Origin of the sequence: Pseudomonas bharatica CSV86 (genome assembly GCF_000319305.2) — a bacterium.
In the GTDB taxonomy this organism is placed as follows: Bacteria; Pseudomonadota; Gammaproteobacteria; order Pseudomonadales; family Pseudomonadaceae; genus Aquipseudomonas; species Aquipseudomonas bharatica.
This window is the reverse complement of the sequence record NZ_AMWJ02000001.1, coordinates 374,192-395,513: the sequence shown is the minus strand read 5'-3', so window position 1 is coordinate 395,513 and position 21,322 is coordinate 374,192. Positions and strand designations below refer to the sequence as shown.

Annotated in this window: 18 protein-coding genes, 1 tRNA gene and 1 pseudogene; 17 read left to right on the top strand and 3 right to left on the bottom strand. The window is 62.5% G+C overall.

Translation table 11 applies throughout. The features are described 5' to 3' along the window. Nucleotides 1-103: 103 nt before the first annotated feature. Nucleotides 104-1,033 carry a CAF17-like 4Fe-4S cluster assembly/insertion protein YgfZ gene (gene ygfZ, locus CSV86_RS01860; RefSeq protein ID WP_009399875.1) on the top strand — a complete coding sequence of 310 codons (930 nt, stop codon included), beginning with the start codon at nt 104-106 and terminating at the stop codon, nt 1,031-1,033. A gap of 59 nt (nt 1,034-1,092) precedes the next feature. After that, nucleotides 1,093-1,902: an HDOD domain-containing protein gene (locus tag CSV86_RS01855; RefSeq protein ID WP_009399877.1), complete on the top strand. Its 810-nt coding sequence runs from the start codon at nt 1,093-1,095 to the stop codon at nt 1,900-1,902. A gap of 80 nt (nt 1,903-1,982) precedes the next feature. Here the strand turns inward: CSV86_RS01855 and tctE are convergent, their stop codons facing one another. Further along, a complete protein-coding gene (gene tctE, locus CSV86_RS01850) occupies nt 1,983-3,365 on the bottom strand; it encodes a two-component system sensor histidine kinase TctE (RefSeq protein WP_009399878.1) in 1,383 nt (460 codons plus the stop codon). Next, nucleotides 3,358-4,029, bottom strand: a complete 672-nt coding sequence (gene tctD / locus CSV86_RS01845; protein WP_009399879.1) for a two-component system response regulator TctD — start codon at nt 4,027-4,029, stop codon at nt 3,358-3,360. Before tctD ends, tctE begins: the two co-directional genes overlap by 8 nt. A 203-nt stretch (nt 4,030-4,232) precedes the next feature. Between tctD and CSV86_RS01840 the strand changes: the two genes are divergently transcribed. The 5 genes from CSV86_RS01840 (at nt 4,233) to CSV86_RS01820 (ending at nt 9,679) form a co-directional block, all read left to right on the top strand. Further along, on the top strand, nt 4,233-5,522 hold the full coding sequence (locus CSV86_RS01840) for an OprD family porin (RefSeq protein ID WP_009399881.1): 1,290 nt from the start codon (nt 4,233-4,235) through the stop codon (nt 5,520-5,522). Nucleotides 5,523-5,551: 29 nt separating this feature from the next. Then, nucleotides 5,552-6,538: a Bug family tripartite tricarboxylate transporter substrate binding protein gene (locus CSV86_RS01835; protein WP_376699743.1), complete on the top strand. Its 987-nt coding sequence runs from the start codon at nt 5,552-5,554 to the stop codon at nt 6,536-6,538. 130 nt (nt 6,539-6,668) lie between these two features. After that, complete coding sequence (locus CSV86_RS01830) at nt 6,669-7,127, top strand: tripartite tricarboxylate transporter TctB family protein (RefSeq protein ID WP_009399885.1); 459 nt, start codon at nt 6,669-6,671, stop codon at nt 7,125-7,127. A 1-nt stretch (nt 7,128) separates the two neighbouring features. Further along, the gene (locus tag CSV86_RS01825; protein ID WP_009399887.1) at nt 7,129-8,643 is read left to right on the top strand and encodes a tripartite tricarboxylate transporter permease; all 1,515 of its coding nucleotides are present in this window, start codon (nt 7,129-7,131) and stop codon (nt 8,641-8,643) included. Further along, the gene (locus CSV86_RS01820; protein ID WP_009399889.1) at nt 8,636-9,679 is read left to right on the top strand and encodes an AbrB family protein; all 1,044 of its coding nucleotides are present in this window, start codon (nt 8,636-8,638) and stop codon (nt 9,677-9,679) included. The genes CSV86_RS01825 and CSV86_RS01820 overlap by 8 nt, the downstream gene beginning before the upstream one ends. Before the next feature lie 100 nt (nt 9,680-9,779). On the opposite strand, the gene ung is transcribed toward CSV86_RS01820, so the two are convergent. Beyond that, the gene (gene ung / locus CSV86_RS01815) at nt 9,780-10,472 is read right to left on the bottom strand and encodes a uracil-DNA glycosylase (RefSeq protein ID WP_009399891.1); all 693 of its coding nucleotides are present in this window, start codon (nt 10,470-10,472) and stop codon (nt 9,780-9,782) included. Between the two features lie 129 nt (nt 10,473-10,601). Here ung and dspII point away from each other — a divergent pair. The 10 genes and pseudogenes from dspII to CSV86_RS01765 form a co-directional block, all read left to right on the top strand. Next, nucleotides 10,602-11,690: pseudogene (gene dspII, locus CSV86_RS01810) on the top strand (enoyl-CoA hydratase/isomerase DspII); the annotation flags it as partial. Between the two features lie 667 nt (nt 11,691-12,357). Further along, nucleotides 12,358-13,845 carry a sensor domain-containing diguanylate cyclase gene (locus tag CSV86_RS01805; RefSeq protein ID WP_009399895.1) on the top strand — a complete coding sequence of 496 codons (1,488 nt, stop codon included), beginning with the start codon at nt 12,358-12,360 and terminating at the stop codon, nt 13,843-13,845. Further along, on the top strand, nt 13,838-14,059 hold the full coding sequence (locus CSV86_RS01800) for a cysteine-rich CWC family protein (protein ID WP_009399896.1): 222 nt from the start codon (nt 13,838-13,840) through the stop codon (nt 14,057-14,059). The genes CSV86_RS01805 and CSV86_RS01800 overlap by 8 nt, the downstream gene beginning before the upstream one ends. Nucleotides 14,060-14,093: 34 nt before the next feature. Next, a complete protein-coding gene (locus CSV86_RS01795) occupies nt 14,094-14,786 on the top strand; it encodes a 16S rRNA pseudouridine(516) synthase (RefSeq protein ID WP_009399897.1) in 693 nt (230 codons plus the stop codon). A gap of 324 nt (nt 14,787-15,110) precedes the next feature. Further along, on the top strand, nt 15,111-15,995 hold the full coding sequence (locus tag CSV86_RS01790; RefSeq protein ID WP_009399898.1) for an alpha/beta fold hydrolase: 885 nt from the start codon (nt 15,111-15,113) through the stop codon (nt 15,993-15,995). A 148-nt stretch (nt 15,996-16,143) separates the two neighbouring features. Continuing rightward, nucleotides 16,144-16,217, top strand: a tRNA-Gly gene (locus tag CSV86_RS01785). Between the two features lie 238 nt (nt 16,218-16,455). Then, nucleotides 16,456-18,309: a tyrosine-type recombinase/integrase gene (locus tag CSV86_RS01780; RefSeq protein WP_009399899.1), complete on the top strand. Its 1,854-nt coding sequence runs from the start codon at nt 16,456-16,458 to the stop codon at nt 18,307-18,309. A gap of 138 nt (nt 18,310-18,447) precedes the next feature. Then, nucleotides 18,448-19,434 carry a 2Fe-2S iron-sulfur cluster-binding protein gene (locus tag CSV86_RS01775; RefSeq protein ID WP_009399900.1) on the top strand — a complete coding sequence of 329 codons (987 nt, stop codon included), beginning with the start codon at nt 18,448-18,450 and terminating at the stop codon, nt 19,432-19,434. 143 nt (nt 19,435-19,577) lie between these two features. Next, nucleotides 19,578-19,892: a naphthalene 1,2-dioxygenase system ferredoxin NdoA gene (gene ndoA, locus CSV86_RS01770; protein WP_009399901.1), complete on the top strand. Its 315-nt coding sequence runs from the start codon at nt 19,578-19,580 to the stop codon at nt 19,890-19,892. A gap of 68 nt (nt 19,893-19,960) precedes the next feature. Further along, a complete protein-coding gene (locus tag CSV86_RS01765) occupies nt 19,961-21,310 on the top strand; it encodes an aromatic ring-hydroxylating oxygenase subunit alpha (RefSeq protein ID WP_080604762.1) in 1,350 nt (449 codons plus the stop codon). The last annotated feature ends 12 nt before the right edge of the window (nt 21,311-21,322 follow it).

Here is a 21,322-nt window from a genome sequence, read left to right as displayed (position 1 = left end):
GCGATGGGCACACGGCGTTGGTCGAGTGGGCCGTGAGGCTGCTACCTATTTTGCCAATCGCACTCTATGATGGCCGCCAGTCCTGAATTACCTGCGATGAACCATGGCCGATTCCGCTTTTTTCTGCACCCTGTCCCATGAAGGCGTCCTCGCCGTACGCGGTTCCGACGCCGGCAAGTTCCTGCAAGGTCAACTGACCTGCCATATCGGTTATCTCGACGAACAGACCTCCAGCCTTGGCTCACGCTGCATGCAGAAGGGCCGGATGCAGTCGAGCTTCCGCATCCTGCCGCAAGGCGACGGTTTCCTTCTGGCAATGACCCGCGAGTTGCTCGAACCGCAACTGGCAGACCTGAAAAAATACGCGGTGTTTTCCAAGGCGAAGCTCACCGATGAAAGCGACGCCTGGGTCCGCTTCGGCCTCACCGGGGGTGACGCCGCCCTCGCAGCGCTGGGCCTCGATGTACCTGCCGAAGCCGGTGCCACCGTACGCCATGACGGCCTGATCGCGGTCAACGTATCTCCCGGCCGGGTCGAACTCTGGGCTCCGGCTGACCAGGCCGACGCAGTCCGCGCGCAACTGGCCGCCCATCTGCCCGAGGCCGGGCTGGACGACTGGCTGCTCGGCCAGATCCGCGCCGGCATCGGCCAGGTCATGGAGCAGACCCGCGAACTGTTCATCCCGCAAATGATCAACCTGCAGGCCGTCGGTGGCGTGAGCTTCAAGAAAGGCTGCTACACCGGGCAGGAAATCGTCGCGCGCATGCAGTACCTGGGCAAGCTCAAGCGCCGCCTGTACCGCCTGGCCCTGGCCGAAGGCGAGACGCCGGCGCCGGGCAGCGAGATCTTCTCGCCGACCCATGCTTCGTCGGTGGGCGAAGTGGTGATCGCCGCCCGTGGCGAACTGCTCGCCGTACTGAGCGCCGACTCCGTGGAAGACGGCAACCTGCACCTGGGCAGCCTCGAAGGCCCGCGCCTGGAACTGCTGACCTTGCCTTACGAACTGGACCGCGACCGCGAGATCCAGCGCTGAGCCCGCCCCGCCCCGCCGCATGCCGGCGGGGCCATCCCTGAACGCGGGAGAAAGACACCATGAACACCCTGGCCAAGATGGTGCAAACGCAATTGCTGCGCGCCATCGATAACGACGACCTGGTCCTGCCGACCTTGCCCGAAGTTGCCATGAGCATCCGCGAGGCTGCGGAAGACACCGAAATCAGTGTCGCGACCCTGAGCAAAGTGATCGGCCGCGACGCCGCCCTGGCCGCGCGCCTGATCAAGGTGGTCAACAGTCCGTTGCTGCGGGCGATCACCGAGGTCACCGACCTGCAGACCGCTATCACCCGCCTCGGCGTCAACTACAGCTGCAACCTGGCGATCGGCCTGGTGATCGAACAGATCTTCCATGCCCGATCCGAGACAGTGGAACAGAAGATGCGCGAAATCTGGGCGAAAAGCCTGGAAGTAGCGGGCGTAAGCTATGAGCTGGCGGCACGCTACACCGAGCTCAAGGCAGACCAGGCGGCCCTGGCCGGGCTGGTGCACCAGATCGGCGTGCTGCCGATCCTCACCTATGCCGAAGAGCACAACGAGCTGCTTTCGGACCCAGTGTGCCTGAACCATGTGATCGAACAGATCCATCCGGTGCTGGGGGACAAGATCCTCAGCGTCTGGGAATTTCCCGAACAACTGGCGAACCTGCCGGGGGAAGTGCAGAACCTGGAGCGGCATTCGGCAAAGGTGGATTACGTGGATATCGTGCAGATCGCGCGGGCGTTGTGCGACAAGACCGGACGCGAGCGCGCGGTTTCGGCGTTGCCGGCCTATCGGCACCTGGCGGTACCGGCGGCGGGGCTGTTCTCCGAGGATGACCTGCTCGATGCCCGGGTGATGTTCAGGTGAAACCTTGAGGGCCTCATCGCTGGCAAGCCAGCTCCCACACTGTGGGAGCTGGCTTGCCAGCGATGAGGCCCTCAAGAACACTACTGAACCGGATTGAAACTCACCCGGACCTTCAACCCGCCCTTCTCCCCATCATGCAGGCTGATCCCTGCCAGGTGCGCCCGACAGATCTCGCCGACGATCGCCAGCCCCAGGCCAGTCCCCTGCGCGCCACGCCGATAGAAGCGCTCGAAAACCTTCTCTCGCTCTTCAAGTGGAATCCCCGGCCCGTCATCCTCCACCTCCAGGTCGCATGGCGCCGTGACCCGCAGGATCACATTGCCGCCCTTGGGCGTATGGGCCAGCGCATTGTCTACCAGGTTGCTCAGCAACTCGTTGAGCAACGTCGGCTCACCTTTCACCCATACCGGAGCCTCGGCCTCCAGGGCCAGGGCAATACCCCGGGCATGGGCCAGCGGCGCCATGGCCATGCCCAGTTCACGGGCCAGCTGGCTGAGATCGAGCAAGTGCGCACCACCTTCGGCGATCGCCCGGGCACCGTTCTCGACCCGGGCCATGGAGAGCAATTGGTTGGCCAGGTGGGTCAGCTTGTCGGTGCTCTGCGCCGTGGCCTCCAGGGTTTCGTGCCAGACCTGCGGTTCCTTGGCTCGCAGCCCCAGTTCGACCCGCGCCTTCAGCGCCGCCAGCGGTGTCCGCAGTTCATGAGCGGCATCGGCGATGAACTGCGCCTGGCGCTCGAACTGACCGCGCAAACGCTCGGTGAAGTGATCGAGCGCACGCACCAGCGGCCCCAGTTCCTGTTGCACTTCGACCGACGGCAACGGGCGCAGGTCGTCCGGCTGGCGTTCTTCCACCGCACTGCGCAAGCGCTCCAGCGGGCGCAGCGCAGCACTCACCGCGAACCACACCAGCAGCAGCGCGCCCAGGGCCAGCATGCCCAGGCGCAACAGGGTATCGGCCATCAGGCCGCGGGCCATGCGCACCCGCGCCTCTTCGGTTTCGGCGACGCGGATCTCGGCCATGCCGTTCATGTTCGGCTCGCTCACCGCCTTGAGCAGGCTCACCACCCGCACGTCCTGGCCGAGGTAACGGGCATTGTAGAAGCGCGCCAGGGCCGGGTAGTCATCGGTACGTGGCGTGCCGGGTGGCGGGCCGGGAATGTTTTCGTAGCCTGAAATCAGCTTCTGCTGGATGTCGTTGACCTGGTAGTAGATACGCCCGGCGCTGTCATAGGCGAAGGTGTCCAGGGCCACATAGGGCACATCGGCGCTGAGGGTGCCGTCGCGCTGCGACAGCCCGGCGGCGATGGTTCGCGCCGAGGCCAGCAGGGTGCGGTCGTAGGCGGTGTCGGCGGCTTCGCGACCGTTCCAGTAGGCACTCAGGCCACTGGCGATCATCAGCACCACCAGCAGCAGCGCCAGGTTGCGCAGCAGCCGTCCGCGCAGGCTGTCGGTGCTACGCATCGCGGTGCTCGAGCAGGTAACCGAGGCCGCGGAAGGTGACGATGGCCACCGCGTGACCGTCGAGCTTCTTGCGCAGACGGTGGATATAGATCTCGATGGCGTCGGGGCTGGCTTCCTCGTCCAGGCCGAACACCTGCGAGGCCAGTTGCTCCTTGCTCATCACCCGGCCGGGACGGGCGATCAGGGCCTCGAGCACCGCCTGTTCGCGGGAGGTCAGGGTCAAGGGCTCGTCACCCAGGCTGAAGCGCCGGTTATCCAGGTCGTACACCAGCGGCCCGCAGCGCTGCTGACGTTCGCCGCCGAGCACGCTGCGGCGCAGCAAGGCCTTGACCCGCGCTTCCAGCTCGGTCAGCTCGAAGGGCTTGGCCAGGTAATCGTCGGCGCCCAGATTGAGCCCGTGGACCCGGTCCTTGACGTCGCTGCGCGCGGTCAGCATCAGCACCGGCACGGTCTTGCCCCGGGCGCGCAGGCGGGCCAGCACCTCGAAACCGTCCATCCGCGGCAGCCCCACATCCAGCACCGCCATCGCGTAATCCTCGCTGGCCAGGGCCAGGTCGGCGGCCACCCCGTCGTGCAGCACATCGACGGTCAGGCCAGTGCTTTTCAAGGCCTGGGCCACGCTTTCGGCCAACTGCAGATGGTCTTCGACGAGCAGCACTCGCATGGGTTTCTCCCGGTCGCGTCGCGTTCAGTGGCGCGGAGTTTACAGAGGAAGCGGCGCCTGTGAAGCCGCCGCGAGAATGAAAGTGAATTGAAAGGTTAGCGAAAGGTTGAGCCCCTAACATCGCTTCACGGCTCCCTCCGGGAGGCGAAGAACGAACCGCAGCGTTCGTACCAAATAAGAACAATAAACGGGGTTTATTCCAGATGCTGTCAGCACAGCCTCGGGCGTTCGCGCCTATCCGTCGTCCTTTTTCCAGCCGCCACCCGCTTGTCAGCGCCATCACGCTGTGCAGCGTCGCACCGCTGAGCCAGGCCGCTTTCTTCGAAGACAGCAGTGCCACCTTCGAAACCCGCAACATGTATTTCAACCGCGACTTCCGCGACGGCACCAGCGCCCAGCAATCCAAGCGCGACGAGTGGGCACAGGGCTTCATGCTCAACCTGCAGTCGGGCTACACCGAGGGCACCGTCGGTTTCGGCATCGATGCCCTGGGCATGCTCGGGGTCAAGCTCGATTCCAGCCCGGACCGCACCGGCACCGGCCTGCTGCCGACCCACGACGACGGCCGCGCCGCCGACGAATACTCCAAGCTCGGCCTGACCGGCAAGGTCAGGATCTCCGCCACCGAATTGAAGATCGGCACCCTGATCCCCGAGCTTCCGACCCTCAAGCCCAACGACGGGCGCATCCTGCCGCAGACCTTCGAGGGCGGCCTGCTGACGTCGAAGGAGATCAAGGGCCTGACCTTCACCGGCGGCCGCCTGGAGAAGGCCAAGGACCGCGATGACACCAACAAGGAAGACATCGCCCTGAACAACAAGAACGGGCGCTTCCTTGGCACCGTCGCCGGCAACCATTTCGACATGGCCGGCCTGGACTACAAGTTCACCGACCGCATCACCGGCAGCTACCACTTCGCCCAGCTCGACGACGTCTACCGCCAGCATTTCGCCGGCCTGACCGCGACCCAGCCGTGGGGCCCGGGCACCTTCGGCGCCGACCTGCGCCTGGCCCTCAGCGATGACCAGGGCCAGGCCCGCGGCGGCAAGATCGACAACACCTCGCTCAACGGCATGCTCAGCTACGGCCTCAACGGCCACAAATTCAGCGCCGCGTACCAGAGCATGTCCGGCGACAGCGCTTTCCCCTACGTGGATGGCTCCGACCCGTACCTGGTCAACTTCGTCCAGATCAACGACTTCGCCGGGGCCGACGAGCGCTCCTGGCAAGTGCGTTACGACTACGACTTCGCCAAGCTCGGCGTTCCCGGGCTGACCTTCATGACCCGTTATGTCAACGGCGACAACGTCAGCCTGGCGAACGGCGGCGAAGGCAAGGAATGGGAACGCAACACCGAGTTCAAGTACGTGGTGCAGAACGGCACGTTCAAGAACGTGGCAGTCCGCCTGCGCAACGCCACCTACCGCTCCAGCTTCGCCCGCGATGCGGACGAGGTGCGGTTGCTGGTGAGCTATAGCGTCGCCCTGTGGTAATCCGCTTATAACAACTAAAGCTACGGAGACTGAAGATGACCTTTTCACTGCGTCGAATCGCCATCGCCACCGGCTGCCTGCTGTTCGCCGGCCAGGTCCTGGCCGCTGAACCGAAACGCCCCGAATGCATCGCCCCGGCCTCGCCGGGCGGTGGCTTCGACCTGACCTGCAAGCTGGTGCAGAGCGCGCTGGTCAACGAGAAGATCCTGACCAAGCCCATGCGCGTCACCTACATGCCCGGCGGTGTCGGCGCGGTGGCCTACAACGCCGTGGTCGCCCAGCGTCCGGGCGATGCCGGCACGCTGGTGGCCTGGTCCAGCGGCTCGCTGCTGAACCTGGCGCAGGGCAAGTTCGGCCGCTTCGATGAAAACGCCGTGCGCTGGCTCGCGGCGGTCGGCACCAGCTACGGCGCCATCGCGGTGAAGAAGGACTCGCCCTACAAGACCCTCGACGACCTGGTCGCGGCCTTGAAGCAGGATCCGAGCAAGGTAGTGATCGGCTCCGGCGGCACCGTCGGCAGCCAGGACTGGATGCAGACTGCGCTGATCGCCAAGGCTGCCGGGATCAACCCGCGCGACCTGCGCTACGTCGCCCTGGAAGGCGGCGGCGAAATCGCCACGGCCCTGCTCGGCGGGCATATCCAGGTCGGCAGTACCGACATCTCCGACTCCATGCCGCATATCCAGAGCGGCGACATGCGCCTGCTCGCGGTGTTCTCCGAACAACGCCTGGACGAGCCCGAGATGAAAAACATCCCGACCGCCAGGGAACAGGGCTACGACATCGTCTGGCCGGTGGTACGCGGATTCTATGTGGGGCCGAAGGTCAGCGACGAGGACTACCAATGGTGGAAAGCCTCGTTCGACAAGCTGCTGGCCTCCGAGGACTTCGCCAAGCTGCGTGACCAGCGCGAACTCTTCCCCTTCGCCATGACCGGGGACGAGCTGGACACCTACGTCAAGAAACAGGTCGCCGACTACAAAACGCTGGCCCGAGAATTCGGGTTGATCCAGTAACCGCAATCGCTGGCAAGCCGGCCCCCACAGGGAAAACCTGTGGGAGCTGGCTTGCCAGCGATGAGGCCCTCAAGACAGCCCAAATGCCTCTGGCATTGCCTGAAATCACCCTCCCCAAGAGGATTTCTTGATGATCCTGCAACGCATCTTCGCCCTGGCCCTGCTGGCGGTCTGTGCCGCCCTGGCCGTGATGGCCTGGCCCTACCAGGCCGCGTTTTCCTATGAACCGGTGGGCCCGCGCGCCTACCCGCTGCTGATGCTCGGCCTGATGGGCCTGGCACTGCTCTACCTGGCCATTCGCCCAACGCCCATCGTGCGCGGTGAGGACGAGCCCGAGCTGGACCGCGAAACCCTGAACAAGATCGGCCTGTGCGTCGCCCTGTTGCTGGTGTTCGCCGCGACCTTCGAAAGCCTCGGCTTCATCGTCAGCAGCATTCTCGTCGGTGTGCCCATGGCCCGGCTGTACGGCGGTCGCTGGTCGGCCAGCGGCCTGATCGTGGCCTTCATGAGCATCACCCTCTACGTACTGTTCGACCGGGTAATGGACGTGCCACTGCCCCTCGGCCTGCTCGACGTCCTGGAGAATTGATATGGATACCTTGAGTTACCTGGGCCAGGGCTTCGGCGTGGCCCTCAGCCCGTACAACCTGGTCACCGCCCTCAGCGGCACACTGATCGGCACCGTGGTCGGCCTGCTCCCGGGCCTGGGCCCGATCAACGGCGTGGCCCTGCTGATCCCCATCGCCTTCGCCCTCGGCCTGCCGCCGGAGTCGGCGCTGATCCTGCTGGCTGCGGTGTACCTGGGCTGCGAATACGGCGGGCGGATCAGCTCGATCCTGCTCAACATCCCGGGCGAAGCCTCCACTGTGATGACCACCCTCGATGGCTACCCGATGGCCCGCCAGGGCCTGGCCGGCGTGGCCCTGTCGCTGTCGGCGTGGAGTTCGTTCATCGGCGCCTTCATCGCCACCTGCGGCATGGTCCTGTTCGCGCCGCTGCTGGCGAAATGGGCAATCGCCTTCGGCCCGGCGGAGTATTTCGTGCTGATGGTCTTCGCCATCGTCGCCCTGGGCGGCATGGCCGGCGACAAGCCGTTGAAGACGTTTATCGCGGCATTGATCGGCCTGTTCCTGTCCAGCGTCGGTATCGACGCCAACAGCGGTGTGTACCGCTTCACCGGTGACAGCGTGCACCTGGCCGACGGCATCCAGTTCGTCGTGCTGGTCCTGGGCCTGTTCTCCATCAGCGAGATCCTCCTGCTGCTGGAGAAAACCCACCACGGCCACGAGGCGGTCAAAGCCACCGGGCGCATGCTGTTCAACCTCAAGGAAGCGGCCTCGGTATTCGTGGTCAACATCCGCTGCGGCCTGCTCGGCTTCATCATGGGCGTATTGCCCGGCGCCGGCGCGACCCTGGCCAGCGCCGTGGCCTACATGACCGAGAAACGCATTGCCGGCACCAGCGGCAAGTTCGGCAAGGGGGACGCCCGCGGCCTGGCTGCGCCGGAAACCGCGATCGGTGCCTCCTGCTGTGGCGCCCTGGTACCGATGCTGACCCTCGGCGTACCCGGCTCGGGCACCACCGCGGTGATGATCGGCGCCCTGACCCTGTACAACATCACGCCCGGCCCGCTGCTGTTCGAACAGCAACCGGACATCGTCTGGGGCCTGATCGCCTCGCTGTTCATCGCCAACATCATGCTGGTGATCCTGAACATCCCGATGATCCGCATCTTCACGCGCATCCTTGCCGTACCGAATTGGGCGCTGGTGCCGGTCATCGCGATCATCACCGCGATCGGCGTCTACGCCGTGCACGCCACCACCTTCGACCTGTTCCTGATGGTCGGCATTGGCATCATGGGCTACATCCTGCGCAAGCTCGACTTCCCGCTGTCGCCGATTCTCCTCGGGTTCATCCTCGGCGGGCTGATGGAGCAGAACCTGCGTCGTGCGCTGTCGATCTCCAACGGTGCCCTGGACATCCTCTGGTCGAGCCCGATCAGCATGGGGGTATGGAGCCTGACCATCGTGATGCTGGCCCTGCCGCTGGTGCGCATCTGGCGTCGTCGCGTCCTGCAGCGTCGCGCCCTGGCCAATGTCTGATTCCACCTTCAGGCAATGGTGGGCAACCCCGCTGGTCGGCCTGGCCGGCGGGTTCGCGGCCAGCGCCATCGGCTGGCCGTTGCCGTTCATGGTCGGCTCGCTGCTGGCGATCATCCTGGTGCGCTGCCTGACGCCCTGGCAGCTCGCCGAGATTCCGGGCGGACGCAAATGCGGACAGTGGATCGTCGGCATCGGTATCGGCCTGCACTTCACCCCGCATGTGGCCGAGCAGGTCGCCAGCCATTTCGGCCTGATCTTCTTCGGCGCACTGATCACCAGCCTTTCCAGCGTGGTCGGGGTGTGGTTGCTGCGGCGTACCGGCGAGGACCGCGCTACGGCGTTCTTCTCCAGCATGCCGGGCGGTTCCGGGGAGATGGTCAACCTCGGTGCGCGCAATGGCGCCAACCTCAGCCGCGTGGCGGCGGGCCAGAGCCTGCGGGTGCTGGTGGTGGTGCTGTGCGTGCCGGCGGCGTTCAAGTACCTGCTCGGCGAAGGCGTGCCACTGAGCCATGCGGGCGCGGTGGACTGGGGCTGGCTGGCGCTGGTGTTCCCCATCGGCGCGCTGGTGGCCTGGGGCTGGCAACGGTTGAAGCAGCCCAACCCGTGGCTGTTCGGGCCCTTGCTGGTGGCGGGTGTCGCCAGTATCGGCTGGAACCTGCACCTGGGCCTGCCGGACGGCGCCAGCCAGATCGGCCAATGGCTGATCGGCAGTGGCCTGGGATGCCACTTCAACCGGGCGTTCTTCCGCCGGGCACCGTCGTTCCTTGCCAGGACCCTGGCCGCAACGGTGCTGACCATGGCCATCGCCGCCATCGCCGCCGTGGCGCTGAGCGCCGCGACCAACCTCGACCTGCGTTCGTTGACCCTGGGCATGATGCCTGGCGGTATTGCCGAGATGAGCCTGACGGCGGAGACCTTGCAGCTGTCGGTGCCGTTGGTGACGGCATTGCAGATGATGCGCCTGCTGTTCGTGCTGTTTCTGGCCGAGCCGTTGTTCAGGCACTGGATGGCGGGGGATGCCGAAAGGCAGGTGTAAATACTGATGGCCTCATCGCTGGCAAGCCAGCTCCCACAGGTTACGCGATCCCTGTGGGAGCTGGCTTGCCAGCGATGAGGCCATCAGCAACAACAACACTTTAAAGGGCAGGCACCTGCCAATCGATCGGCGCCATCCCGTGCTGTTCGAGGAACTTGTTGGTGCGGCTGAAATGGCCACAACCAAGGAAGCCGCGATAGGCCGACAGCGGCGAAGGGTGCACCGAGGTCAGCACCAGGTGCTTGCTGGCATCGATCAGCTTGCGCTTGCTCTGGGCATGCGAGCCCCAGAGCAGGAACACCGAGTTGGGCTGGTGCTCGCTGACGACCTGGATGATCCGGTCGGTAAAGAACTGCCAGCCCTTGTTGGCGTGGGACGCCGCGTTGGCCCGTTCGACGGTCATGGTGGTGTTGAGCAGCAGCACGCCCTGGTCGGCCCAGGATTGCAGGTAGCCGTGGCGCGGAATCTCGATGTTCAGATCGCGCTGCAGTTCCTTGTAGATGTTGACCAGCGATGGCGGCGTCGGCACCCCCGGCTGCACCGAGAAGCACAGGCCATGGGCCTGGCCGGGGCCGTGGTACGGGTCCTGGCCGAGGATCACCACCTTGACCTTGTCCAGCGGCGTGGAATTCAGCGCGTTGAAAATCAGCGGCCCGGGCGGATAGATCTCCTTGCCGGCCGCCTTTTCCTGACGCAGGAATTCACGCAGTTCGTGCATATAGGGTTGGTCGAATTCGGCACGCAGGGCGGCCTTCCAGCTGGGTTCGAGCTTGATACGGTCGTCGTCGGTCATGGGGCCATCCGTTGAACAATGGGGCGGACACTAGGAAAGCTGCCCGCGCTTGTCAATCGATCCGACCGGCAACCGCCGCGATCGCGCACAGCGGCCATACTTGTCTGCTCCAACCGAGCGAGGTCTTCCATGGCTGTGCAGTTCGAAGTTCTGACCGGTGTCGATGGCGCGCGCCTGGGCATCGCCACCCTGGATGCCCCGGCGAGCCTGAATGCGCTGTCGCTGCCGATGATCGAACAACTGGGTGCCCACCTGCGCGCCTGGGCACAGGATCCGGCGATCGTCTGCGTGCTGTTGCGCGGCAATGGCGCCAAGGCCTTCTGCGCGGGCGGGGAAGTTCGCCAACTGGTCGAAGCGTGTCGCGCCCATCCCGGCGAAGTGCCGCCGCTGGCAGCGACGTTCTTCGCCACCGAGTACCGCCTGGACTATCTGTTGCACCACTATCCCAAGCCGCTGCTGTGCTGGGGCCACGGCCATGTGCTCGGTGGCGGCATGGGCCTGCTTCAGGGCGCCGGGGTACGGATCGTCACGCCGTCGAGCCGGCTGGCGATGCCGGAAATCAGCATTGGCCTGTATCCGGATGTCGGTGGCAGCTGGTTCCTTTCCCGGCTACCCGGGCGCCTTGGCCTGTTCCTCGGCCTGACCGGCGCGCCGATCAACGCACGCGACGCCCTCGATCTCGGGCTTGCCGACCGGTTCATGAAGGAAGACCAGCAGGATCAACTGATCGATGGGCTGCTGCAACTGAACTGGCAGGAACAGACCGCCATGCAGCTCAACAGCCTGCTCAGGGCCCTGGAGCAGGAAGCCCGCGATGAATTGCCGGCGGCGCAGTGGCTGCCGCGCCGCGAACGGATCGACCGGGTGCTGGATGTCAGTGATCCGGCCTGTGCCTGGCGCACCATCGGGCAGCTTGAACACCAGCCCGACGTACTCCTGGCCAAGGCCGCGGGAACCTTGCTCAAGGGTTGTCCGCTAACGGCCCATCTGGTCTGGGAGCAATTGCGGCGGGCGCGTCACCTGTCCCTTGGCCAGGTGTTGCAGATGGAATATGCGATGAGCCTGAACTGCTGCCGCCATCCGGAATTCAGCGAAGGCGTGCGCGCCCGGCTGCTGGACAAGGACAACGCACCACGCTGGCACTGGCCGGATATCAGCCAGGTGCCGGCGGCGGTGGTCGAGGCGCATTTCAGCAAGGTGTGGGAAGGAAGACACCCCTCGCCGACCTGGCGTAGGGGGTGCCGGAGTCACTCAGTGATATCGGCCGCGACCGCGGTCGTCCTGATCGCCCTGGCGGTTTTGGCGGTCGCGCCAGTCGCCGCGGTTGTCGCGATGGCCGCGGTTGTCACCCCGGTCATGGTCGCGGTCCCAGCCACGGTTCCAGCCATGGTTGTCCGGGCGTCCCGGCCCGCGTGCATCCCAGCCACCACGCACTGGCGGTGCCGGACGGTAGTAAGGCACGGGTGCCGGACGGTAATAACGCGGCGCCGGCGTGTAGTAGCGTGGCTGCGGGGCGACGTAGTAGCCACGGTTGTAGCCATAGGGATAGGCCGGATAAGCGTAACGGTCGACGGAATAGACATCGGTTCGGTAGTAGCCACCGCCTCCGTAGGGTACACAAGCGGTAATCAGCAAACCCAGGACAGCAAGCAAAGCGAGTCGGCGATACATGGCGGCCTCCTGGACCGCGAAACTGCCGGACCCAGCGGCGCTGGTCGGCGTCGATCGGCAAGCGTTCATCGACACAGAATCAGACAACGAAAACGGCGTGCGGTGCGATTTTGGAAATAATTTGTAACCACCCTTTGACCCTGAAATTCGTCCAGTTATTTTTTCCCGCCGCCTCTAGAATAGAGGCCATCGGTTCTCCGCCTGCGGGATTGCCATGCCCCTTCGTTCCGCCCTGTTTTCGCAACGCTCCCTGCTGTTGACCCTGCTGTTGCTGCTTGGCTGTGGATTTCTCGCAACCTCGCTGGTGAGCTACTACGCCTCGCGCAGCGCGATTCGCGACGGCATCATCAATACCGAGCTGCCGCTGACCTCGGACACCGTCTATTCGGAAATCCAGAAGGACCTGATCCGTCCCATCGTGGTCTCGTCGATGCTGGCGCAGAACACCCTGCTGCGCGACTGGACCCTGGCCGGCGAGCACGATCCCGAGGTCATGACCCGCTATCTCAGCGAAGTTGAGCGCCAGCAGCGGGCCTACACCGCCTTCTATGTTTCCGAAGCGAGCGGCATCTACTACCAGGCCAAGGGCATCCTCAAGAAGATCGACCCGAGCACCCCGCGAGACCTCTGGTACGCCCGGGTCAAGCAGATGCAGGCGCCCTACGAGATCAACGTCGACATGGACATGGCCAACAAGGACCGCATGACCGTGTTCATCAACTACAAGGTACTCGACGAGCAGAACCGCTTCATGGGTGCCGCCGGCGTAGGCCTGACGGTGGACGCGGTGGTCAAGCTGATCGATGCCTACCAGTTGCGCTACAAGCGTTCGGTGTATTTCGTTGATCCGCGCGGACAGATCGTTCTTACCGGCTCGACCGGCGGGCCCGAGGGCGCACGCCCCGGCACCACGCTGCAGAGCATCCCGTCGCTGGCCAGGCTGGTAGAGCGCATGCCCATCCCGAGTACCGGCAGCCGCGAATACCAGCGCGACGATCAACTGCACTTTCTCAATGTGCGCTTCATCCCGGAGCTGGACTGGTACCTGTTCGTCGAAAAGCCGGTCGGCGCCAGCCTGGACGGAGTGAAACAATCGCTGTACCTGAACCTGGCGATCTGCGCGATCATCTCGGCGGTGGTGCTGGCAATGATCAACGGCATGGTTCGTCGCCACCAGGACGGCATCCAGGAACTGGCGACCCTCGACAGCCTGACCCACCTGCACAATCGCCGCGCCTTCGATCTGCTGGCCGCCCAGGCACTGCTCGACGCCGAACGCGGCGCGCTGCCGCTGACCGCAGTGCTGATCGACCTCGATCATTTCAAGGAGCTCAACGACACCCACGGGCACTTGGCCGGCGACGAGGTGCTGCGCCAGTTCGCCCGCCTGCTCGAAGGCAGCCTGCGCCAGGCCGATATTCTGTGCCGCTGGGGTGGCGAGGAGTTCGTCGTGCTGTTGAAGGACACCGAACTGGCCAAGGGCATGGCGGTGGCGGAAAAGATCCGTCAACGCACCGAGCGCAGCGAATTCACCTTCGACGCCAGCCGCGTGTCGCTGACTGCCAGTTTCGGCGTGACCGGGCTGGCGTCCGGCGATACCCTGCGCAGCCTGATCGCCCGCGCCGACCAGGCGCTGTACCGCGCCAAGCAAAGTGGGCGCAACCGTGTCTGCAGCGAACCCGCGAGCCCCGAACATGCCTGACCCGCGTCTATGCCCCGCCTGTGGCGCCAGCAACCAATGCACCCTGGCCGATCCGCGTACTGCCGATCGTGCCTGCTGGTGCTTCAGCGTCAGCATCGACCCGGCGCTGCTCGAAGCCCTGCCTGCGGAGTTGCGCAATGCCGCCTGCCTGTGTCAGGCCTGCGCCCGGGTCGATGAGCAATTGAAGGCTGCCGCGGACACGCCGAACGAGTAGACTGCGCCCCCTTCCTTGCCCCTGCCTCACTGCCATGCGCCTCGACCGCTTCCTGTCCAACCTGCCCTGCTTCAATCGTCAGCAAGTACGCCTGCTGCTGGCAGGGCGGCGCGTGCGGGTGGACGGGCTGGCGGTGAGCGATCCCAGGCATGAAGTGCGGGTCTTCAGCCGGGTGGAAGTGGACGATCAGGTGTTGCAGGCCGGCCGACCGGCGCGCTACTTCATGCTGCACAAGCCCGTGGGCTGCGTCAGCGCAACCCGCGACCCCGAGCATCCAACGGTGCTCGACCTGATCGACGAACCGGACAGGCACGAACTGCATATCGCCGGACGACTGGATTTCAACACCACCGGCCTGATGATCCTGACCAACGACGGCCAATGGTCACGACGCCTGACCCAGCCGCAGAACAAGCTGCCCAAGGTCTATTACGTGGAAACCGAACAGCCGATCCTCGAGGAGTACGTGGCGCGTTTCCGCGAGGGCTTCCACTTCGCGTTCGAAGACCTGGTCACCCAACCGGCTGAATTGATTCTGCTCAGCAGTCACACGGCAAGATTGAGCATTATCGAGGGACGTTATCACCAGGTGAAACGCATGTTCGGTCATTACCAGAACAAGGTCATGCGCTTGCACCGTGAGCGCATGGGGTCGCTGGTCCTCGATCCAGGACTTGCCCCGGGACAGTACCGGGCCCTGCACGCCGACGAGATCCTGTCGGTCTGACATGGCCGACGGGCCAAACAAAAATTTTCCATCAATTGCCCGAACGGCACTTGCGACATCGCGGCCGGGCTGCTTGAATCGAATCGTCGGTCTTCATGTGACTCTACGGTCACAGCTTTAGTCCAAGACACCTTTTCCTTGGCGACCCGCCCCTCGATGCGCGGGCGACCAACGGAATCGCCCGCCTAGAACAACACCCGTCGACCAGCGTGCAGCGGATCGACAAGGGCCCCTCGATTCACTTCAAGGCGTATGCCTACCTGTCACATAGAACGTGCAAGCTTGCTTGGACGGATACCCTTTTTTGCGCCAGGAGTCGATGACATGAGGCCAGAAACCGCTGTGCTGGATATTCAGGGGCAGTACCGGGTTTACACGGAGTTCTACCGTTCGCAAGAAGCCGAGAAGACGATCATCCTGATCAACGGCTCGCTCGCCACCACGGCGTCGTTTTCCCAGGCGGTGCGCAACCTGTACCCGCAATTCAACGTGGTGCTCTACGACCAGCCGTACGCCGGCAAGTCGAAGCCGCACAACCACCACGAACGGTTGCTGACCAAGGAAACCGAGGGGCAGATCCTGCTCGAACTCATCGACCACTTTGCGGCCGACCAGGTCATGTCCTTTTCCTGGGGCGGCGCCTGCACCCTCATGGCCCTGGCCCACAGGCCGCGGCGCATCGAGCGGGCGGTGGTCAGCTCGTTCTCGCCGGTGATCAACGAACCGATGCGCGACTACCTGGAGCGCGGTTCCAGATACCTCAGCGAGTGCGACCGCTACCAGGTGGGCAACCTGGTCAACGAGACGATCGGCAAGTACCTGCCGCCGCTGTTCAAGCGCTTCAACTACCGGCATGTCAGCAGCCTGGACAACCACGAATACGCGCAGATGCACTTCCATATCCACCAGGTGCTCGACCACGACCTGGAAAACGCCCTGACTGCCGCCAGGGCCATCGATATTCCGGTGCTGTTCATCAACGGTGAGTGGGACGAATACACCACCATCGCCGATGCACGGCAGTTCAGCCGGCACGTGCGCAACTCGCAGTTCAGCGAGATCCGCAGCGCCGGGCACTTCCTCGACATGGAAAACAAATCGGCCTGCCGCGACACCCGCGCAGCGCTGATCGACTTCCTGAAACCGACGCAGCGTGAACAGCGTGCGCGTTACCAGTACGTGCAGGGCCAGCATGCACTGGCAGTCTGAAGAAAACGGGCGCCTGTAGCCCGGCCAACTGGATCATCGGCCCCACGGGCAGAAGGAAGATCCACGCCCCGGCGCTACAGGTCGCATCGCTGCCCTACCGATATAAAGCTTCAAATTGCCGCAATGTTCTGGTACAAAGTGGCCCTGCGCGGGTGTCGTATAATGGCATTACTCCAGCTTCCCAAGCTGATAACGAGGGTTCGATTCCCTTCGCCCGCTCCACTGCATCATTCTGCGGACTTCCGCAGAAGTCCAAGAGAGTCTGCAAGTCGTTGCCACACAAAGACTTTTTCTCTCTTTGACGTTCTGCTGTGGTCCACTGCGATCCGCCTACAGCCGGGACTTTTAAGTCCACAAACAAGTCCATTTTTGCGGGCGCGGCTGATTCCGGATTGTTGATGGAGGGGTGAGGTCGACGTGACCAGCATCTGGTTCCTGACTCATGTTCAGGAGCAAGAGCATGGCACTCTCAGACCTGGCCGTTCGACAGGCCAAGGCGACTGGCAAGGCATACACCATCCCTGACCTGGATGGCCTCTCCCTGGCCGTCACCGCTGCCGGTGGCAGGACTTGGCACTTCCGCTACTACTGGGCGGGCAAGCAGAAGCGGATGTCGCTCGGCACCTACCCGGAGGTGACGCTTCGCGAGGCCCGCAGCCTGCGCGATGAAGCGCGCGCCCTGCTGGCCAAAGGCACCAATCCTCGCGATCACCGCAAGCAGAAGCGCACCGCTGTCCGGCTCGCCGACGAAAACACCTTCGAGGCGGTGTATCGCAAGTGGCTCAAGCATCGCGGGCTCAGCCTCAAGGAAGGCCGGCAGACGACTCTCTCGATCCTTCCGCGCATCTTCGACAAGGATGTGCTGCCGACCTTGGGCAAGCAGTCGATCTATGAGATCAAGCGGCCCGACCTCCTGGAGGTGATCGCCAGGATCGAGAAGCGCAGGGCGCTCTCCGTCGCCGAGAAAGTCAGGACGTGGTTCAACCAACTGTTCCGCTACGCGCTGGTGATCGTGCCGGGCCTGGAGCAGAACCCCGCCTTCGATCTCGATGTGGTGGCGCTGCCGCTGCCACCCGTCAACCACAACCCGTTCCTGCGCATGGCCGAGCTGCCAAGGCTGTTGCAGCGGCTGCGCAGCTATCGCGGCCGGCGGCAGACCCAGCTCGGGCTGCGGCTATTGCTGCTGACCGGCGTGCGAACCGGAGAGCTGCGGCAGGCGATGCCGGATCAATTCGATCTGGACCGAGGGCTGTGGATCATCCCGCCCGACGTCGTGAAGCAACTCCAGGTGGATATGCGCAAGAAGCGGCAGCAGCCGAAGGACATCCCGCCCTACATCGTGCCGCTGTCGATTCAGGCCATGGAGATCGTCCGGCACCTGCTCGATGAGTTCAAGCCGGCCCAGCGCTACCTGTTCCGGCACGACAGCGACCTGAAGAAGCGCATCAGCGAGAACACGCTCAATGGTGCGCTCAAACGCATGGGCTATCAGGAACGCCTGACCGGACACGGTATCCGTGGCACGATGTCCACTGCGCTCAACGAGATCGGCTACCCGAAAGTCTGGGTGGATGCACAGCTTTCGCATGTCGATCCCAACAAGGTCAGCGCGACCTACAACCATGCCGCGTACGTGGAGCAGCGTCGACGCATGATGCAGGACTGGGCCGATCGCCTCGACCTCTTCGAGCAGAACCAGGTCGAGGCGGCCAGCATGCCGCTCACCGTGCATCTGGAAGGCGTGCCCGCATTCCCCACTGAGCAAACCGCAAGCGCGCCCTCTACGCCGGTTGCCGCTTCGCCAAGCCTGCTCGTGACGAAGCCGGGTGACGCCATGCCGTTGGTTTCTGCCGCCGCACATCGGCTGCCGGCAGTGCCGCCCCAGCGATCGGCCGCGCCGCTGGTACCTTCGGACATTCAGCGCGAGAGAATGGATTTGTTCGATGTCTTCGAAGCGCCGCACAACCTTCCCGTCGCTGCGTTTGCCAAGATAGCGGGCAAATCCCGCAGGTGGATCAGCTATGAGATCCAGGCGGGCAACTTGCTGGCTTTGAACGTGGGCAACCGCGGCCAGCGCGTGCCGGACTGGCACCTCGACCCGCTCAAGCACGAGCTGATCCAGTCTGTCCTGAAGCTGACCAGGGGTGCGGACCCTTGGCAGATCTACCATGCACTGCTGCAGCCGCGCTCGATGCTGCGGGGGCGCTCGGCACTGGAGGGCGTGACTGCCAGCAATCTCGACAAGCTCGTCATGGCCGTGAGCACAGCGGTGAAGGAAAGCGAATGGACCCCGCTGCGGGTCGGGGTCGTGTAGTCAAACAACGGGCCGGTAAGGGATGGCCTGGACATTATTCATATTAGTGATACTAATATTCATTTATGGTTTATTGACTATTAGAATACAGTCAATGATCATGGAACCATAAAACATATAAATAAAGAAGCTAGATCTATGGAACTTCTCGTACTACCGAACAATCGCCGCTTGCCTTTTGATTCCGGTGCCAACCTTTTGGAAGTGCTCCGTGAGCACCGTGTGGGTATTTCCTACAGCTGTATGTCTGGACGATGCGGTACTTGCCGCTGCCGAGTTATAGATGGCAGCGTCATTAGTTCGGCGGCGAAAAGCGGTGACTCAAATCGCATCGAAGAGCATTATGTACTCGCCTGTCAGTCAGTGCTCACCAGCAATTGCGCAATTGAGATCATAGACTCAGACGACATAGTCACTCACCCGGCGCGAATCATCAAAGGCATGGTTGTCGCCGTCGAGTCGCCCACTCACGATATTCGCCGCATCCGCATTCGCCTCGCCAAGCCCTTCGAGTTCTCACCCGGACAGTACGCGATGCTACAGTTCAGTCCCGAACATGTGCGTCCATATTCAATGGCTGGTCTGCCAGATGACCAAGAAATGGAGTTCCATATCCGCAAAGTGCCGGGCGGGCGTGTCACGGAGTATATTTTCGAGCACGTCCGCGAAGGTACAAGCATTAAGTTGAGTGGGCCTCTTGGTACGGCCTATCTGCGTCAGGCTCACACCGGGCCGATGCTGTGTGTGGGCGGCGGGACCGGACTCGCACCGGTGCTGTCGATTGTTCGCGGCGCGCTGAAGTCGGGAATGACGAACCCCATCCACCTTTATTTCGGGGTGCGCAGTCAGCAAGACCTTTACGACGCAGACCGATTGAACCAACTCGCGGCTATCCACCCTCAACTGACTGTCCATACAGTGATCGCGACGGGCCCGATTAATGAGGGCCAGCGGGCCGGCCTAATTACCGATTTGATTGAAAAAGACATTCCCTCGCTGGCTGGGTGGAGAGCCTACCTGTGCGGCGCACCAGCGATGGTTGACGCTCTATGCACCGTCGCCAAAGATCTTGGAATATCGCCCGAGCATATTTATGCCGACGCCTTCTATCCCAGCGGGGTCTGAATTGCCCCGACCCTGCACCTCTGTACATCGAGAATTCATCAGGAAGACACTTAAATGAGCATCACTAACAACAGCCGCGTCTGAATATTTAGGACAGCTGGATGATCTCTAACTCCATCATTACCCCATTTGAAGATAGCTTTATGACAGAAAAATGGATTGACGCAGTCGCTCTTTATGAAATCCCTGAAGGTGACGTCCTCGGCGTGACAGTCGAAGGTAAGGAACTAGCGCTGTATGAAGTGGAAGGCGAAATCTACGCTACCGACAACCTGTGCACACATGGTGCTGCCCGCATGAGTGATGGCTTTCTAGAAGGCAGAGAAATTGAATGTCCTTTGCATCAAGGTAGATTTGATGTTTGCACAGGCAGGGCCTTGTGCGCCCCTGTGACACAGAACATCAAAACATACCCGGTGAAGATTGAGGGCCAGCGTGTGATGATTGATTTGAGCTGAGAATTTTAATAGGAGGCACCCCGGACCCTAGAGCGTAATCCCCCCATTCGATCTCTTTAGGTGAAAATATGAATTACAAAAATAAAAACTTGGTGAGTGAATCTGGGCTGACCCAAAAACACCTGATTCATGGCGACGAAGAACTTTTCCAGCGCGAACTGGAAACCATTTTTGCTCGGAACTGGCTTTTCCTGACTCATGACAGCCTGATTCCGTCCCCTGGCGACTATGTTACGGCAAAAATGGGGGTTGATGAGGTTATCGTCTCCAGGCAGAACGACGGTTCGATTCGTGCTTTCCTGAACGTTTGTCGTCACCGTGGCAAGACGCTGGTACACGCAGAAGCAGGTAATGCTAAAGGTTTCGTTTGCAGCTATCACGGCTGGGGCTTCGGCGCTAACGGTGAACTGCAGAGCGTCCCGTTTGAAAAAGAACTGTATGGCGAGGCGCTCGACAAGAAATGTATGGGATTGAAAGAAGTCGCTCGTGTAGAGAGCTTCCATGGCTTCATCTATGGTTGCTTCGATGAGGAAGCCCCTTCTCTCAAAGACTACATGGGGGACGCTGGCTGGTACCTGGAGCCTATGTTTAAGCATTCCGGAGGGCTAGAACTGATCGGTCCTCCAGGAAAGGTCATAATCAAGGCTAACTGGAAAGCGCCCGCGGAAAACTTTGTGGGGGATGCGTACCACGTGGGTTGGACGCATGCGTCTTCGCTTCGCTCAGGGCAGACGGTCTTCTCGTCGTTAGCTGGCAACGCAGCTTTGCCCCCAGAAGGTGCAGGTCTGCAAATGACCTCCAAATACGGCAGCGGCATGGGTGTGTTGTGGGACGGATATTCAGGCGTGCACAGCGCAGACCTGGTTCCGGAATTGATGGCCTTCGGCGGTGCTAAGCAGGAACGGCTGAACAAAGAAATTGGCGAGGTTCGCGCACGAATCTATCGTAGCCACCTCAACGGCACCGTTTTCCCGAACAACAGTTTTCTGACCTGCTCGGGTGTCTTCAAGGTATGGCACCCGATCGACGCAAATACCACTGAGGTATGGACCTACGCCATGGTCGAAAAAGACATGCCCGAGGATCTCAAGCGCCGCTTGGTCGACGCGGTTCAGAGAACGTTTGGGCCTGCTGGCTTCTGGGAAAGCGACGACAACGACAATATGGAAACGGAATCGCAAAACGCCAAGAAATATCAGTCCAGAGATGGCGATCTGGTTTCCAACCTGGGTTTCGGCGGGGACGTATACGGCGACGAGGTTTATCCTGGCATCGTCGGCAAATCGGCGATTGGCGAGACCAGTTATCGTGGCTTCTATCGGGCTTACGGCGCGCACATCAGCAGCTCTAGCTGGGCTGAATTCGAGGATGTCTCTAAAAATTGGCATACCGAACTGGCAAAGACTACTGATCGCTAACAGACGAGAGGG

What these genes read in the sequence shown, in the direction of transcription:
- CSV86_RS01855 (WP_009399877.1), top strand. Translation starts at nt 1,093, where the DNA reads ATGAACACCCTGGCCAAGATGGTGCAAACGCAATTGCTGCGCGCCATC.
- CSV86_RS01830 (WP_009399885.1), top strand. Translation starts at nt 6,669, where the DNA reads ATGATCCTGCAACGCATCTTCGCCCTGGCCCTGCTGGCGGTCTGTGCC.
- CSV86_RS01820 (WP_009399889.1), top strand. Translation starts at nt 8,636, where the DNA reads ATGTCTGATTCCACCTTCAGGCAATGGTGGGCAACCCCGCTGGTCGGC.
- CSV86_RS01780 (WP_009399899.1), top strand. Translation starts at nt 16,456, where the DNA reads ATGGCACTCTCAGACCTGGCCGTTCGACAGGCCAAGGCGACTGGCAAG.
- ung (WP_009399891.1), bottom strand. Translation starts at nt 10,472, where the DNA reads ATGACCGACGACGACCGTATCAAGCTCGAACCCAGCTGGAAGGCCGCC.
- CSV86_RS01765 (WP_080604762.1), top strand. Translation starts at nt 19,961, where the DNA reads ATGAATTACAAAAATAAAAACTTGGTGAGTGAATCTGGGCTGACCCAA.
- CSV86_RS01790 (WP_009399898.1), top strand. Translation starts at nt 15,111, where the DNA reads ATGAGGCCAGAAACCGCTGTGCTGGATATTCAGGGGCAGTACCGGGTT.
- tctE (WP_009399878.1), bottom strand. Translation starts at nt 3,365, where the DNA reads ATGCGTAGCACCGACAGCCTGCGCGGACGGCTGCTGCGCAACCTGGCG.
- CSV86_RS01805 (WP_009399895.1), top strand. Translation starts at nt 12,358, where the DNA reads ATGCCCCTTCGTTCCGCCCTGTTTTCGCAACGCTCCCTGCTGTTGACC.
- tctD (WP_009399879.1), bottom strand. Translation starts at nt 4,029, where the DNA reads ATGCGAGTGCTGCTCGTCGAAGACCATCTGCAGTTGGCCGAAAGCGTG.
- ndoA (WP_009399901.1), top strand. Translation starts at nt 19,578, where the DNA reads ATGACAGAAAAATGGATTGACGCAGTCGCTCTTTATGAAATCCCTGAA.
- CSV86_RS01800 (WP_009399896.1), top strand. Translation starts at nt 13,838, where the DNA reads ATGCCTGACCCGCGTCTATGCCCCGCCTGTGGCGCCAGCAACCAATGC.
- ygfZ (WP_009399875.1), top strand. Translation starts at nt 104, where the DNA reads ATGGCCGATTCCGCTTTTTTCTGCACCCTGTCCCATGAAGGCGTCCTC.
- CSV86_RS01775 (WP_009399900.1), top strand. Translation starts at nt 18,448, where the DNA reads ATGGAACTTCTCGTACTACCGAACAATCGCCGCTTGCCTTTTGATTCC.
- CSV86_RS01840 (WP_009399881.1), top strand. Translation starts at nt 4,233, where the DNA reads ATGCTGTCAGCACAGCCTCGGGCGTTCGCGCCTATCCGTCGTCCTTTT.
- CSV86_RS01795 (WP_009399897.1), top strand. Translation starts at nt 14,094, where the DNA reads ATGCGCCTCGACCGCTTCCTGTCCAACCTGCCCTGCTTCAATCGTCAG.
- CSV86_RS01825 (WP_009399887.1), top strand. Translation starts at nt 7,129, where the DNA reads ATGGATACCTTGAGTTACCTGGGCCAGGGCTTCGGCGTGGCCCTCAGC.